General features: G+C 70.4%; 13 protein-coding genes and 1 tRNA gene. 10 read left to right on the top strand and 4 right to left on the bottom strand.

Annotated elements, in window-relative coordinates:
• Nucleotides 1–19 precede the first annotated feature (19 nt).
• A complete protein-coding gene (locus tag CFK38_RS09110) occupies nucleotides 20–289 on the top strand; it encodes a hypothetical protein (RefSeq protein WP_096802788.1) in 270 nt (89 codons plus the stop codon).
• Here the strand turns inward: CFK38_RS09110 and CFK38_RS09105 are convergent.
• A complete protein-coding gene (locus CFK38_RS09105; RefSeq protein WP_096802787.1) occupies nucleotides 243–770 on the bottom strand; it encodes an acyl-CoA thioesterase in 528 nt (175 codons plus the stop codon). The genes CFK38_RS09110 and CFK38_RS09105 overlap by 47 nt on opposite strands.
• A gap of 115 nt (nucleotides 771–885) precedes the next feature.
• Here CFK38_RS09105 and orn point away from each other — a divergent pair, with 115 nt between their 5' ends.
• Nucleotides 886–2,784 (top strand): oligoribonuclease, encoded by a 1,899-nt coding sequence (gene orn, locus CFK38_RS09100; RefSeq protein WP_096802786.1) that lies wholly within the window; start codon nucleotides 886–888, stop codon nucleotides 2,782–2,784.
• Between the two features lie 13 nt (nucleotides 2,785–2,797).
• Here orn and CFK38_RS09095 read toward each other — a convergent pair whose 3' ends face one another.
• Nucleotides 2,798–3,148: a thiamine-binding protein gene (locus CFK38_RS09095; RefSeq protein WP_096802785.1), complete on the bottom strand. Its 351-nt coding sequence runs from the start codon at nucleotides 3,146–3,148 to the stop codon at nucleotides 2,798–2,800.
• Nucleotides 3,149–3,329: 181 nt separating this feature from the next.
• Here CFK38_RS09095 and CFK38_RS09090 point away from each other — a divergent pair, with 181 nt between their 5' ends.
• The 3 genes from CFK38_RS09090 to CFK38_RS09080 all read left to right on the top strand — a co-directional run bounded on the left by CFK38_RS09090 (nucleotide 3,330) and on the right by CFK38_RS09080 (nucleotide 5,757).
• A complete protein-coding gene (locus CFK38_RS09090; RefSeq protein WP_096802784.1) occupies nucleotides 3,330–4,313 on the top strand; it encodes a diaminopimelate dehydrogenase in 984 nt (327 codons plus the stop codon).
• 155 nt (nucleotides 4,314–4,468) lie between these two features.
• Nucleotides 4,469–4,544: transfer RNA gene (locus CFK38_RS09085), tRNA-His, on the top strand.
• Nucleotides 4,545–5,013: 469 nt separating this feature from the next.
• Nucleotides 5,014–5,757 (top strand): SDR family NAD(P)-dependent oxidoreductase, encoded by a 744-nt coding sequence (locus tag CFK38_RS09080; RefSeq protein WP_096802783.1) that lies wholly within the window; start codon nucleotides 5,014–5,016, stop codon nucleotides 5,755–5,757.
• A gap of 63 nt (nucleotides 5,758–5,820) precedes the next feature.
• Here CFK38_RS09080 and CFK38_RS09075 read toward each other — a convergent pair whose 3' ends face one another.
• Nucleotides 5,821–7,431, bottom strand: a complete 1,611-nt coding sequence (locus CFK38_RS09075; RefSeq protein WP_096802782.1) for an FAD-dependent oxidoreductase — start codon at nucleotides 7,429–7,431, stop codon at nucleotides 5,821–5,823.
• A gap of 240 nt (nucleotides 7,432–7,671) precedes the next feature.
• On the opposite strand from CFK38_RS09075, the gene CFK38_RS09070 reads away from it, so the two are divergent.
• On the top strand, nucleotides 7,672–10,191 hold the full coding sequence (locus tag CFK38_RS09070; protein WP_096802781.1) for a GcvT family protein: 2,520 nt from the start codon (nucleotides 7,672–7,674) through the stop codon (nucleotides 10,189–10,191).
• Between the two features lie 40 nt (nucleotides 10,192–10,231).
• Here CFK38_RS09070 and CFK38_RS09065 read toward each other — a convergent pair whose 3' ends face one another.
• Nucleotides 10,232–11,005 carry an IclR family transcriptional regulator gene (locus CFK38_RS09065; protein ID WP_096802780.1) on the bottom strand — a complete coding sequence of 258 codons (774 nt, stop codon included), beginning with the start codon at nucleotides 11,003–11,005 and terminating at the stop codon, nucleotides 10,232–10,234.
• A 104-nt stretch (nucleotides 11,006–11,109) separates the two neighbouring features.
• Between CFK38_RS09065 and CFK38_RS09060 the strand changes: the two genes are divergently transcribed.
• The 4 genes from CFK38_RS09060 (at nucleotide 11,110) to CFK38_RS09045 (ending at nucleotide 14,980) form a co-directional block, all read left to right on the top strand.
• Nucleotides 11,110–12,366, top strand: a complete 1,257-nt coding sequence (locus tag CFK38_RS09060; protein WP_245850968.1) for a glycine cleavage T C-terminal barrel domain-containing protein — start codon at nucleotides 11,110–11,112, stop codon at nucleotides 12,364–12,366.
• A 1-nt stretch (nucleotide 12,367) separates the two neighbouring features.
• Entirely contained in the window at nucleotides 12,368–13,207 is an 840-nt protein-coding gene (locus CFK38_RS09055; RefSeq protein WP_096804287.1) for a methylenetetrahydrofolate reductase, read from the top strand.
• A 107-nt stretch (nucleotides 13,208–13,314) separates the two neighbouring features.
• Nucleotides 13,315–14,091 carry a GTP pyrophosphokinase gene (locus CFK38_RS09050; protein ID WP_096802779.1) on the top strand — a complete coding sequence of 259 codons (777 nt, stop codon included), beginning with the start codon at nucleotides 13,315–13,317 and terminating at the stop codon, nucleotides 14,089–14,091.
• Nucleotides 14,092–14,188: 97 nt separating this feature from the next.
• The gene (locus CFK38_RS09045) at nucleotides 14,189–14,980 is read left to right on the top strand and encodes an NAD-dependent epimerase/dehydratase family protein (protein ID WP_096802778.1); all 792 of its coding nucleotides are present in this window, start codon (nucleotides 14,189–14,191) and stop codon (nucleotides 14,978–14,980) included.
• The last annotated feature ends 24 nt before the right edge of the window (nucleotides 14,981–15,004 follow it).

Below are 15,004 nucleotides of genomic sequence, written 5' to 3'. Positions count from 1 at the left end.
GTCTCACCAGGAGCCACCCTTGATCCTGAAGGTCCTCACGTTCGGCGCGATCGCGCTGCTGCTCCTGCTGCGCCTGGCCCGCACCCGGGTCGGATCGCGCCTGCTCGGGGTCCCGCAGCGTGTGCTCGGGATCGTCTTCCTGAGCGCGCTGGTGCTCGCCGGCGTCCTCGCAGTGGTGTTCGAGCAGTGGGTCCTGCTCGTGGTGGTGGCGATCCTGCTGATCGCCAGCGGGGTCGAGGAGCTCAGAGCTCGCGGCCGTGGCGCGAGGAGCCCTCGTTCCACTCGGTGACCCACCGGGGCACCTCGAGATGATCCGGCAGCGGCCGCGCCAGTTCCAGCACGTCCTCCATCGGCACCGAACCGCCGGTCCGGCGCAGGAAGCGGGCGCGCACGATCGCATCGGCCACCACCGTCCCGTCGCGGCGGAAGACCTGCTCCAGGAAGATCCAGCGGTCGTCGTGCCCGATCACGCGCGAGGCGAGGTCGAAGGTCTCCCACAGCTGGAGGGACCTGCGGTAGGTGATGGTCTGGCCCGCCACCACCGGGTACCAGCCCTGGTCGGTGATGCGCTGCCAGAACCCCGAACGGACCATGAGGTCCATACGCCCCAGATCCATCAGCGTCAGGTACCGGCCGTTGTTCATGTGCCGCTGCACGTCGAGGTCCCCGGGGCTGACGCGGAAGCGCACGTGCGAGGTGTCCCAGATGCTGAGGCGGCCGCGGAAACGCCCCCGGACCATGAGCAGCAGCAGGCGGAAGTAGAGATTCACTGCAGGATCCTCCGGGGCTCGCGTCGGCTCATCGATGAGCTCTGGTAACTGAAGGGTAACCGGTGGTGCGGTCCTCGATCGGGCCCCGCGTGCGTCCCCGCGCTACTGTTGTCCGGTGACTTCCAGCTCCACACGTGCCATCAACGACCGCATCATCTGGGTCGACTGCGAGATGACCGGCCTCGACAAGCAGCGCGATGCGCTCGTCGAGATCGCGGTGCTCGTGACCGACGCCGATCTGAACATCCTCGGGGACGGTGTCGATCTCGTCATCAGACCGCCGGCGGACTCGCTGCAGGGCATGGATCCCTTCGTGGTGAACATGCACACCGTCTCCGGCCTGCTCGAGGAGCTCGACGGCGGGATGACGCTCGAGGAGGCGCAGGCGCAGTGCCTGGCCTACGTGCGCCGGCACTGCCCCGAACCCGGCAAGGCGCCGCTGGCGGGCAACAGCGTCGGCACCGACCGCGTGTTCCTGGACCGCGACGTGCCCGAGTTCGCCGCCTGGCTCTCCTACCGCACCATCGACGTCTCCAGCCTGAAGGAGCTCGCCAAGCGCTGGTTCCCGCGCGTCTACTACAACATCCCCGCCAAGCACGGCGGCCATCGGGCGCTCGCGGACATCCGCGAGTCGATCCAGGAGCTGAAGTACTACCGCGAGGTGCTGCTGGTGGACGAGCCCGGCCCCACCACCGCACAGGCCCAGATCGCCTCGAGGACCTTCGAGCTGCGCGATGAACCGGTCGCCGTCCCGACCCCGGCCCCGGGCCCGCACCAGCCGTGGCTGCAGCGCGCCTCCCACCGCTCCTGGCTCGAGGGCGAGTCCGACGCGCTGCTCGAGTTCGGCTCCGCCTCCGCCCGTGAGGACGGCGGCTTCGCCTGGCTGGACGAGGTGGGCGCGCCCGACCTGGACCGGCCCTCGGAGCTGTGGATCACCTGCCGGATGACGCACAGCTTCGCGCTCGGGCACCTGCTGGGCCGCCCGGGTCTCGGCCACCTGGTGGATCACGGCGTGGACTCCCTGCGCGGCGTCTTCCACGACGACGAGCACGGCGGCTGGTTCTCCGCCGTCGCCGGCGGTGCCCCGGTCGACGACTCCAAGCAGGCCTACGCCCACGCCTTCGTGGTGCTCGCGGCCTCCTCGGCCCTGGCCGCCGGCCGCCCCGGCGCCCAGGAGCTGCTGGACGAGGCGCTCGCCGTGCTCGATGAGAAGTTCTTCGAGCAGTCCGCGGGCATGAGCGTGGACACCTTCGACCGCACCTTCTCCGCCTGCGAGGACTACCGCGGGATCAACGCGAACATGCACACCGTCGAGGCGCTGCTCGCGGCGGCCGATGTCACGGGCGAGCGCCGCTGGCTGGACCGCGCCGTCGGCATCGCGACGCGCGGGATCGACGAGTTCGCCCGCGCCAACGACTGGGCGCTGCCGGAGCACTTCGACACCGAATGGTCCCCGTTGCTGGGGTACAACCGGGACCAGCCCGCGCACCCGTTCCGTCCCTACGGGGCGACGATCGGGCACTGGATCGAGTGGGCGCGCCTGGTGCTGCATGCCCGGGCCGCGCTGTTCGCGGCCGACGGCGAGGCGCCCGAATGGATGCTGGAGGCGGCCACCGCGCTGATGGAGAAGTCCGCCGCGGCGTTCGGTGCCGACGGCAACCCGGGCTGGGTGTACACGGTGGACTGGGACGGCACCCCGGTCTCCACGGAGCGGATGCACTGGGTGGCCGCCGAGGCCGTCGGCGCCGCCGCGGTGATGCATCAGGTGACCGGGGACCGGATCTGGGCCGAGCGCTATGAGCAGTGGTGGGAGTACATCGCCACCGACCTGCTCGACGCCGAGGACGGGTCCTGGTTCCACGAGCTCGATGCCACCGGTGCGCCGCAGGGCGTGACCTGGCCGGGCAAGCCGGACATCTACCACGCCCTGCAGGCCACGCTCATCCCGCGCCTGCCGGTGACGCCGACGCTCGCCGCCGCGCTGCGCGACGGGATGCTGGACCAGGACCTCTGAGCGGTCGGTCGGCTCAGCGGCCCTCCAGCCGGTCGACCGCGGATTCCATGCGCTCGACCTTGCCGTCGAGCTCGCCGGTGCGCCCGGGCCGGATGTCGGCCTTCAGCACGAGGGAGACGCGCGAGCCGTAGCGGCCGGCCTCGGCCGTGGCGCGCCCGACGACCTCCATCACCTCGTCCCACTCCCCCTCGACCTCGGTGAACATCGCCGAGGTGCGGGTGGGCAGGCCGGAGTCGCGCACGATGCGCACCGCGGCGGCGACCGCGTCGTGCACGCTCGCATCGTCCGAGCCCTCCGCGAGGTCCCGTACGACGGCGGGATCCGAGGGCTCACCGGTGGGCTGGATGGAGAAGGCGACGATCATGCCGCCAGTCTCCCCCGGAGCCACCGACGGCGCAACGCGCCGTGCGCGCGGTCGATGGCGCGGCCCGGCACCCGCAGGGAGGGCACCGGCCCCGGCGCAGGCCCGCAGCGAGGATCTTCCGTAGGATCGGCCCCGGCGGCCCGGACTCGGGCCGCTGTCACCATCGACCAGAATGAGGGCCATGACTGCGATCCGGATCGGCATCGTCGGCTACGGGAACCTGGGACGCGGCGTCGAGATCGCCGTCTCCCTCCAGGAGGACATGGAGCTGGTGGGCGTGTTCACGCGCCGTGACCCGGCCGCCGTGGACACCGTGCACGAACGGACCCCCGTGCATCCGATGGATGCGCTCGAGTCGATGCGGGGCGAGCTCGACGTGCTCGTGCTGTGCGGAGGGTCCAAGACCGACCTGCCCGAGCAGACTCCGGTGCTCGCGGAGCGCTTCACGGTCGTGGACAGCTTCGACACCCACGCCCGGATCCCCGAGCACTTCGCGAAGGTCGACGCCGTAGCCCGCGGGGCCGGCACCACGGCGATCATCTCCACGGGGTGGGACCCGGGCCTGTTCTCGATCAACCGCGTCTACGGGGAGTCGATCCTGCCTGCCGGCTCCACCTACACCTTCTGGGGCCGCGGCCTGTCCCAGGGCCACTCCGATGCGCTGCGCCGGATCGACGGGGTCGCCGCCGCCGTCCAGTACACGATCCCCTCCCAGGAGGCGATCGACCGTGTGCGCGCCGGTGAGCGGCCCGAGCTGACCAACCGGGACAAGCACACGCGGGAATGCTTCGTGGTGCTCCAGGACGGCGCCGACGCCGAGGCCGTGCGCCAGGCGATCGTGACGATGCCGCACTACTTCGAGCCCTTCGAGACGTCGGTGACCTTCCTCAGCGCCGAGGAGCTGGCGCAGGATCACCAGAGCATGCCTCACGGCGGTTTCGTGATCCGCTCCGCGGAGTCCTCCCCCGGCACCACGCAGACCATCGAGTACCACCTGCAGGAGGACTCCAATCCCGAGTTCACCGCTAGCGTGGTGGTCGCCTACGCCCGCGCCGCTGCGCGGATGGCCGCTGCCGGTCAGCACGGCGCATGGACGCCGTTCGATGTCGCTCCGGGCCTGCTGTCCCCGAAGTCTCCCGAGCAGCTGCGCGCCGAGCTGCTGTGAACGACCGCGCCCCGCGGGCCCGCTGAGGGCCCGCGGGGACCCGGCCCCGGCGCTCGATGCAACGTGTCTCACACCTCCGGGAGCCGGTTCGGACTGGGATGTGCCCTGGCGAACCGGTATATTGTTCTCTCGTTGCGGGCTTCGCCTCGCACATGGTGGTCGTAGCTCAGTTGGTAGAGCTCCTGGTTGTGGTCCAGGCGGTCGCGGGTTCAAATCCCGTCGATCACCCCAAGAAACGCCCTGGTGACAGGGCGTTTTTTCGTTTCCTGTCAGTGCTGCGGGCTACGGTCCGGACTACATCGACAGGAGAACACGCATGGCATCCCTCAGCCGCCGCCCCCGCAAGAACGATTCCACCGCCTGACGCGTCCACTACCGCGACCCCGGCATCCCCACCCCCGTGACAACGACGTTCGACGACGCCGAGACTGCCGAGGGGTTCGCTGATCTTGTCGACCGGCTCGGTGGACCCGCCGCGTCGAACGGAGTCCCGCGATCCGCGCGGACGTCGTTGTCCTCGCCACCGTAGATCTCCGTGAACAGTGCCTGCTTGCACAACCACCGGTTCGCATCATCAGCGTTCGAGCAGATGTCCGCTCACGAGGTGGCGGCGCCCCGCGCCGCGAGCACGGCACCCAGCGCCCGTCGAGGCGGAGCGTGGATACTCGGACGAACGCACCAGACGGAGGAGGACGTGGCCATGCAGCTGGAGAACAAGATCGTGATCGTCACCGGAGGTGCCTCGGGCATCGGCGGAGCGATCTCTCGGGTCCTCGTCCGTCGCGGCGCGAAGGTCGTCGTGGTCGACATCAATGCCGACGCGGGTGCTCTGCTCGAGGCCGAGCTCGGCGAGCAGGTGATCTTCCTCGACGGCGACGTCTCCCGCGAGGAGACCGCGCAGTCCGCCGTCAGCACCGCCATCGAGCGGTTCGGGGGACTGACAGGACTGGTCAACAACGCGCATGCCTCCCGTCAGGCGCCGTTCCTCGACCTCACGAAGGACATGTGGGACCTCTCCTTCTCGACCGGTTTCACCGCCACGCGGAACTTCATGCTCGCGGCCCATCCTCAGCTGGCGCGCTCCGGCGGATCGATCGTGAACTTCGGCTCGGGGGCCGCACTGGACGGGCAGCCGACCCAAGCTGCGTACGCCGCATCGAAGGAGGCGATCCGGGGACTCTCCCGGGTCGTCGCGAACGAGTGGGCGACAGAGGAGATCCGCGTGAACGTCGTGAGCCCGATGGCGCTGACCGACGGCGTCGAGGCGTGGAGCGAGGCCGCTCCGGAGCTTTATCAGAGATCGCTCGCCAACGTGCCGCTGGGCCGGTTCGGCGACCCGGAGACCGATGTGGCACCGATCGTCGCGTTCCTGCTCTCGGACGACTCGGCATACATGACCGGTCAGACGCTGATGGCCGACGGCGGCGCGCACAAGCTGTACTGATCACGGCCGATCGTCCTGCGGACGGTGCCGTCGGGACCGGAGGCGACCCGGGCCGCCGGGCCGTCAGCGAGCGGGCAGCCTGTCCGTGATCGCTGTGACGCCGCGCAGCAGGGCTGAGGCCCACCGCGCCTGAGTCGTCTTCTCGAGTTCCGCCACCTCGATGTCGATGCTGTGCTCGAGGCCCAGATGGTCGAGCGTCCAGGCCGCCGCCTGCCGGCCCGAGACCGCCGCCTGCTCCATCGTGGGGATCTTCCACCTGCCCGGGACGGTGACCACCTCTCCGGCCAGGAACACGCCGGGCATCCTCGTGACCGGCCCGACCTGAGGGTCCTCGGCGGAGCGCACGTAGATCTGGGCCTTGTCCACCCACCGCGTGCCGTCGGCGTGCTTGCGTCCGAATTCGGTGGTCTCCAGCTGCGCGTAGGGCTCCCAGTCGCTCGTGTACTCGAGGTAGATCGGGTCCGATACGGCTCCGTGGACGATCTCGGCCCGCGCAGCCTCGTCGTCCATCCCGAGCTGGAAGAGGATCTCGTGCAGCGCCTCCTCCGGCGTGCAGTCCATGAACCTCTTGCCGTGAAGCGACCCCTGGTGGTGCGGTGAGCTGCACGTGGCCGAGAGGGTGTACGGGGCCCCGTCGGGGAAGCGGATGTCGCGCCAGAAGCTCCCGTTGTGCTGCAGCTGGAAGACGATGTTCCACGGGGCGTCGAAGCACAGGTTGTAGGAGCGTCCGGCGAAGGGGGTCAGCACATCGGGCAGCTCGGCCAGCGGGAACTGCGATCCGAAGGACCACTCGTCGCTGAACGGACGTGCACTGTCGATGAGGCCGACGCTCCACATCACCTCGTGCGGGACAGCCATCACCACGGCGTCGAAGAGCTGATCGTCCGCAGCACCCACATCGGTCTGGACCTCGTACCGGTCTCCTCGGGGGACCAGGTTGGTCATCCGGGTCTCCTGGACGAACCGCACCCCGCGCGAGGCGAGGATCTCGACCAGGGCGGCTATCGCGTGGGACGTCGGCCGGTTGAAGCAGTAGGACGTGGAGGTCTCACCCGGCGGGAGGTTCGGCGACTCGGTCATCGGCATGAACATCAGCACGAAGCTGTCCATGATGTCCACGGCCTTGCTGTGCATGCGGGCGCCGGTCAGGATCCCGAACCAGTTGACGATGAACTGCCGGGTCGCCGGTCCGAAGTCATCGACGCCGATCACGTCGCCGGCCTGCTGGTGTGCCATCCGTTCGCGTTCGTCCTCGGACGCATTGACGTGGTGGAGGATCTTCTGGGCGAGGTGGATCATGTCGGGCATCGAGAGGTCGAACGTCTCGATCAGCTCGCGCACGGTCCCGGCGTCGAGGGGAGCCGTGCGATCGACGGCGACGCGCTTGCCGCTCGCACGCTCGAAGAAGATGTACTCCGCGACCGGGTCCAGGTGGTCCAGGATGCCGGCGCGCGCGAAGACGTCGAACAGCGAGCAGTACGTCGAGGAGAGCGCCCGGATCGAATGCTCCTCGAAGCGCCCGGTCTCCGCGTTGAAGTCTCCGCGCATCTTGCCGCCGCACTCCGGCGCGGCCTCGATCACTGTGACGTCGACGCCATCGTGCTCACTCAGCTCGAATGCCGCGACAAGACCGGATATTCCGCCGCCGACGACGGCGACCTGCTGATGTGCCATGGTGAACTCCCTCGTGGTGAGTGTTCCGCCGCTGCGTTCTTCACCTCGGACGCTAGCAGAGCGGGCACCACCCAGCTCCGACACGGAAGACGGTCCAGAACTCGATCATTCGGGTCCTTCCGGCGCGGTGGGTGACCCACGCAGGAACCAGCGAGCAGCGGAAGCTCTGACGCTCCGCCCCTGGTCAAACGCGCCGTCGAGGTCTAGCGTGAGCGGCCCACGGTGAAGCGGGAGGACGCCATGGCAGAGTTGCCCGATCGTGCAGAGATCGTCGTCATCGGAGCCGGGGTGGTCGGCAGCGCCGCCGTCCACCACCTGGCCGAGCTGGGATGGCGCGACATCGTCCAGCTCGACAAGGGACCGCTGCCGGATCCCGGCGGCTCGACCGGCCACGCCTCGAACTTCGTGTTCCCCGTCGACCACTCCAAGGAGATCACCGATCTCACGGTGGACTCGCTGCGGCAGTACGAGGAGCTCGGGGTGCTCTCCGTCTGCGGCGGCGTCGAGGTGGCACGCAGCCAGGAGCGGATGCAGGAGCTGACACGGCGGATGAGCTCGGCGCGGGCCTGGGGCGTGGAGGCGCACCTGGTCTCCCCCGCCGAGATCCAGCAGCTCGTGCCGTACTGCGACGCGAGGCTGCTGCGCGGCGGCTTCCACACCCCCACCGGGGCGATCGTCGATGCCCTGCGTGCCGGGGAGCTGATGCGGGAGCACGCCCAGCGGCTCGGAGCTCTGACCACGCTCCCCGGGACCGAGGTGCTCGATCTCCGCGTCGAGGCGGGCCGCATCCGGGGGGTGGTCACCGACCGCGGCGAGATCGAGACCGAGCGCGTGGTCATCGCCTGCGGGGTATGGAGTCCCCGCGTCGCCGCCCTGGCCGGGGCGCGGATCCCGCTGGCCGCCGCGGTGCACCAGATGGTCGACGTCGGCCCCATCCCCCAGCTCGCGCAGACCGAGGAGTGGATCAGCTTCCCGCTGCTGCGCGACATGGACTGCCTGATGTACGAGCGCCAGCGCGGGCCCGATCTGGAGATCGGCTCCTACGCCCACCGCCCGCTCCTGCACCTGCCCGAGGAGATCCCGCCGGTCGGCGACCACCCCGGGCAGGCCACCCCCACCAGCTTCCCCTTCACCGAGGAGGACTTCGCCCCGCAGTGGGAGCAGGCGAAGCAGATGTTCCCCGCGCTGCTCACCGACCCCGAGCCGCCTCGGCGCGCGGCGATCAACGGTCTGCTCGCCCTCACCCCCGACGGCGGGGCGCTGGTGGGCGAGACCCCCGAGGTGGGCGGGCTGTGGTCCGCCGCGGCCGTGTGGATCAAGGAGGCCCCCGGGGTGGGTCGCATGCTCGCCGAGCTGCTCACCGACGGTGCCAGCGAGATCGACCACCACGGCTCGGACATCGCCCGCTTCACCCCGGCGCAGCGCAGTGCCGAGCATGTGCGGGCCCGCGCCACCGAGGGCTTCCCGAAGACCTACGGGATCACCCACCCGCGGGAGCAGTGGCTCTCCGACCGGCCCCTGCGCACCAGCCCCTTCCATCCCCGCACCGAGGCTCTCGGAGCGCAGTTCTTCGAAGCCGCCGGGTGGGAGCGGCCGCAGTGGTACGAGTCCAACGCCGGGCTGCTCGAGGAGCACGGCGAGCGCATCCCCGCCCGCGAGGCCGAATGGGACCGCCGCTGGTGGTCGCCGATCATCGAGGCCGAGCACCTGGCGATGCGGGAGCGGGTGGCACTGATCGATCTGGGCGCCTTCGCGATCTTCGACGTCCGCGGCCCCGGGGCGCTGGATCTCCTCGAGCGGCTGGCCGTGGCCCGGATCGACGTCCCCGTGGGCCGCGTGGTCTACACCCCGCTGCTCACCCCGCGGGGCACCTTCCGCTCCGACCTGACGATCGTGCGCCGCGGCCCGGAGGAGTTCCGGGTCATCACCGGCGGCGCAGAGGGAGGCCGTGACCTGGCCTGGCTGCGCGCCCACCTGCCCGGCGACGGCTCGGCCCAGCTGGTGGACGCCTCCTCCGCCGTCGCCAGCCTGGGCCTGTGGGGCCCTCGGGCGCGGGACCTGCTCACGCGGGTGACCGACCACGACCTCTCGGATGCGGCGTTCGGCTTCGGCACCGCCCAGGACGTGCAGATCGGCTCCGTGCCCGCCTCGCTGCTGCGGATCTCGTACGTGGGCGAGCTCGGCTGGGAGATCCATCTGCCCACCGAGCACGGATTGCGGGTATGGGACGAGCTCTGGAGACAGGGGCAGGACCTCGGGCTGTGTGCCGCCGGGATCGGGGTGTACGGCACCACCGGACGCCTCGAGAAGGGCTACCGCCTGATGGGCGCCGAGCTCACCGGGGAGTACGACCCCGTGGAGGCGGACCTCGCGCTGCCGAAGGTCAAGACCCATGACTTCGTCGGCCGGGACGCCTACCTCGCCGCCCGCCGGGACGCGCCGGCGGCGCTGCTGTGCACGCTCGCGGTCGATGCAGGCTCCGAGCGCGGGGTCGCCCGCTGCATGACCGGCGGCGAACCGGTCCTGTCGCTGGAGGGCGCACCGCTGGTGGATGCGAAGGGCCGACACTCCGCCGTCACCTCCGCCGGGCCCGGGCCATCGCTCGGCCGCTACCTGCTGATGGCGTACCTGCCGCCGCAGCATGCCGTCCCGGGCACCGCGCTCCAGGTCGAGTACCTCGGCAGACGCCATCCGGTCACGGTGCTGACGGCCGGCCGCACACCCGCCTTCGACCCGCAGGACGCGCGGATGAAGGGCTGAGCACCGGGGCCGTCCTCGGCCGCGGACGGCTCAGGAGACGTCACCCGTCAGCCTCGGCGCGATGGCCGAGCCGGCGCGAGATCTGCGCCGCCCCGCGCAGCAGCACCTCAGCCGCCCGCGGCAGGTCCTCGGGCGCCAGCCGGTAGGCGGGCCCCGCGACGGAGACGGCCGCGATGACCTCCCCCTCCGGGCCGCGGATCGGGACCGCTGCGGCGTTCAGGCCTTCCTCGAACTCCTCGACCGCCTCGGCCCATCCCCGCTCGCGCGCCTCGGCGAACTGCTGTCGCAGGATCTCGGCGGAGGTGATGGTGGCTGCGGTGAAGGACTCCCGAGGTGCCTCGAGCGCGGCCTCCAGAGTCGCGGCCGGCAGGTGCGCCATGAGCATCTTCCCGCTCGAGGTGGCGTGCAGAACCGTCCGGTACCCCACCCAGTTGTGCAGGGCGACGGTTCTCCCGCCCTGCGCCTGGTGGACGTTGACGGCGGCGCCGTTCCGAAGCACCGCGACGTTGACCGTCTCCCCGAGCTCCTCGGCGAGCGCCTCGCACACCGGTCCCGCCTGGACGGTCAGATCCATCCCGTTCCGGGCTGCCGCCGCGAGCCTCAGCACCCCCACCCCGAGACGTGACCTGCCCCCGTCCCCGTCGCGTTCCACCAGGTCGTACGCCTCCAGTGCGGTGAGCAGACGGGACGCGGTGGACCCGTGCACCCCCAGCTCCCGGGCGATCTCCCCGACCCCCGCCGTCCCCTCCCGCGCGAGGATCTCCATCACCTGCGCGGCCCGTTCGACCGACTGCACCGTCCCGTTCTCGACCATCCCCCATAGTAACCACACCATCAGGAGGTTTGCGCTATACGCAGGCCATTGCGTATAGCGCACAGAGGTGCGAGAGTGGAGTACGGACCCGCCCAGGGAGGCCAATGATGACCGTGCACCAGGAACCCCGCGTTCTCCTCTACCCCCGCATCCGCAAGTCGCCGTTCTTCTACGCCTCGCGGCGTCACGGCGTGCAGATGTACAGCGTCTACAACCACACCTACCACCCCCGGCACTACGGCGACCCGGTCGCGGAGTACTGGGCGCTGCTGGAGGGCGTCACCCTCTGGGACGTCGGCGTCGAACGACAGATCGAGATCTCCGGCCCCGACGCCTTCGACTTCACCAACCTGCTCATCACCCGTGACCTCTCGAAGTGCGCGGTCGGGCAGTGCAAATACGTCTTCCTCACCGATCAGCACGGCGGGATCATCAACGACCCGGTCCTGCTGCGGCTGGAGGAGAACCGCTTCTGGCTCTCGCTGGCGGACAGCGACGTGCTGCTGTGGGCCCGCGGAGTCGCCATCAACGCCGGGGTGGAGGTGCGGATCGAGGAGGTCGACGTCGGCCCCGTGCAGGTGCAGGGCCCGAGATCCTTCGCCGTGATGCGCGATCTCCTGGGTGAGGAGGTGGCGGACCTGCGCTACTACTATCTGCACGACTTCACCATCGACGGGATCGAGGTGACCGTCTCCCGCACCGGGTACACCGGCGAGATCGGCTACGAGATCTACGTCCATCACGCCTCCCGCGATGCCGAGCGGCTGTGGGACCTCGTGCTCGCGGCCGGGGAGCCCCACGGTCTGAGGGTCATCGGTCCCTGCCACATCCGTCGCATCGAGGGCGGCATGCTCGCCCACGGCGCCGACATCACGGTGGAGACCAACCCCTTCGAGGTGGGCATGGGCTATGACTGGATGGTCGATCTCGAGCAGGAGGCGGACTTCATCGGCAAGGACGCCCTGCGCCGCATCAAGGCCGAGGGGCCCGCGCGCCGGCTCGTGGGCCTCGAGCTCGGCGGGGAGCGCCTGGGCACGTACAACGACGGTTCGATGATCGATGCCTTCCCAGTCCTCCATGGAGGCGAGGTGGTCGGCACGGTCACCTCCGCCTGCTACTCGCCCCGGCTGGAGAAGAACATCGCCCTCGCCCTGGTGCCCTCCGCGCTCTCGGAGATCGGGACCCGCTTCACGGTCGACGTCGGCGAACGCCTGGGGGCGCAGCTGCCCTCGGGCACGGAGCCGGTCGACGCGGTGGTGGTGCCCAAGCCGTTCATCGACCCCACCAAGGAGCAGCCCAAGGGAGATGTCGCGGCCCTCGGAGCGGGCATTCCGGTCGCGAGCGGCGGTGCCGGGTCCTGAGATGACGCAGTCCCCGCTCCCCGGCCCTGTGCCGCATGCCGCGGCGCAGGGCCGCGAGGTGCAGTTCGAGGTGATCCCGCTGCGCGGCATCCTCGACGAGGTGAGCACGCACCTGCCCCCGGGGGCGAGGGTGACCGTGACCGCCTCCCCCGCCCTGGGGCTCCCGGCGACGCTCGAGCTCGCCGGCGCGTTGGCACAGCGCGGCTTCCCTGCGATCCCGCACCTGGCCGCCCGCATGCTCCATGGCGCGGGTGAGGTCGAGGAGGTGCTGGCCCGCCTCACCGAGACGGGCGTGACGGAGGCGTTCGTCATCGCCGGCGACGCCCCGCACCCGGCCGGTGATCTCCCGGGCGCCCTCGAGCTGCTCGAGGCCATCGGCGCGAGCGGATCCGGGATCACGGTGGGGGTCGGCGTGCATCCCGAGGGGCACCCCTTCGTCAGCGAGTCGGAGGCGATGCGGCTGCTGCGGGCGAAGGCGGAGCACGCCTCCTACGCGGTCACCCAGATGTGCTTCGAGGCCGCCCCGCTGCTGGCCTGGGTCCGCCGACTGCGAGAGGGCGGCCTCTTGCTGCCGGTGCGTCCCGGGATCGCGGTCCCCGCCGGCACCGCCCGCCTGCTGCGGATCGGCACCAGGATCGGGGTGGGCCGCTCGCTGCGCATGCTCAGCGGCGAGGATGCCGGGGTGCGGCGTCTGCTCGGGCCGGGACACTGGTCACCGGGCCCCCTGCTCGAGGAGCTGGAGAGGGCACGTGCCGCGCAGCCCGAGCTGGGGCTGCACGGCCCCCACCTCTTTACCTTCAATGCAGTGCGGGTGGCCCGCGAGTGCGCCGCAGGACTCTGACCGGCTGGTCCTCGACCCTCGCCTCCCGTCCACCGCGGCCCCACCGTCTCCCCAGCCGTCTCTGGCATCGTGTGGGGTCCTGCCCTCCCCGGAAGGAACCCCGCGATATGGACGACACGGCATCGGATGAGCCCGCCCCGACGGACGCCGACACCGCAGAGGCGATCACCGCGCTCGTGACCGCGCAGCAGGAGCAGCTCATCCGCCGCGAGGTCGATCCGGAGGAGCTGACCGCGCGGATGCGCACGATCCATCAGGAGCTCACCACGCTTTTGATGCACTACCAGTTCGGGATCGACGAGGTGCGCACGAAGGTCGACATCCTGCGTCGCGAGTTCGAGCTGATCCACGACTACAGCCCGATCGAGCACGTCCGCACCCGGCTGAAGTCCACCGAGAGCCTCATCGAGAAGGCGGTGCGCACCGGCGGCGACATGACCATCCCCGCCATCCGCGAGCGGGTCATGGACATCGCCGGGATCCGGATCACCTGCAGCTTCGTCTCCGACGTCTACTGGATAGCGGACATGCTCAGCCGCCAGCGGGACCTCGAGGTGCTCACGGTCAAGGACTACATCGCCGCACCGAAGCCCAACGGGTACCGCTCGCTGCATGTGATCGTGCAGGTGCCGGTCTACCTCTCCTCGCACACCGAACTGGTGCCCGTGGAGCTGCAGCTGCGCACGATCGCGATGGACTTCTGGGCGAGCACCGAGCACAAGCTGTCCTACAAGTACCGCAAGAACCTTCCGGCGCCGCTGCGCGGCGAGCTCGACGATGCCGCGCGCGTGGCCGCGGAGCTCGATCAGCGGATGGAGCGGCTGCGTGATGAGATCCGGCCCCGCTCCCCGGGCTCCCCGACGGTCGAGGATCCCGCCCCCTGAGGGCATCACCGAGGCCCGCTCGCGGCCCCGGCACTCGATCTCCCCCGGGAGCGCACCCACGCCCCACACGCCGTGACCGCGGGCACATAATGGAGTCATGACGGATTCGACCACGACACGACGCGTACTGATCACCGGAGCCGCCGGAGGCGTCGGCTCCCACCTCGCCGAGACCCTGGCCGGCCACTATGACCTGGTGCTCCACGACCGCAGCCAGGACCTCGCCCCGCCGGGCGTCGAGCTGAGGACCGCCGAGCTCGGTGTGTTCGACGAGGTGCGAGCCCTGATGGACGGCATCGACACCGTCGTCCACCTGGCCGGCGCCGCCTCTCCGGAGTCGCCCTGGGACGCCGTTCTCGACGCGAACCTCATCGGGGTGCGCAACGTGCTGGAGGCCGCCCGGGATGCCGGGGTGCGCCGCGTGGTGCTCGCCTCCTCCAACCACGCGATGGGCATGTACGACCGCTACGAGCAGTGGCCGGTCTACCCCGACCAGCTGCCGCGGGCGGACTCCCTGTACGGCGTCTCGAAGATCTTCGGGGAGGCGCTCGGGCAGTTCTACCACGACGAGCACGGCCTGGACGTGATCAACCTGCGCATCGGCTGGTTCACCGATGATCCGCTCGCGGCGCAGGAGGACATCCTGCGCGCCATGTGGCTCAGCCCCGGCGACTGCACCCGGGTGGTGCGGTCCGCGATCGAGGCCGAGGTGACCTTCGGGCGTTACTACGCGATCTCCGACAACCCCAACCGTCGCTGGGCGATGACCAACACCCAGCTCGAGCTGGGCTACCGGCCGCAGGATTCCTGGACCCGTCTTCCCGGAGCCACCGAGCACGTCGTCGAGGGCGGCGCCGACGTGCGGGACACCTGGCCTCTCGGGTCGTGAGGGGGGTGCCGCGGTGGGACGACC

Origin of the sequence: Brachybacterium vulturis (assembly GCF_002407185.1) — a bacterium.
Taxonomy (GTDB): domain Bacteria; phylum Actinomycetota; class Actinomycetes; order Actinomycetales; family Dermabacteraceae; genus Brachybacterium; species Brachybacterium vulturis.
The sequence above is the reverse complement of the archived record's forward strand: the minus strand, read 5'-3'. Positions and strand labels throughout refer to the sequence as shown.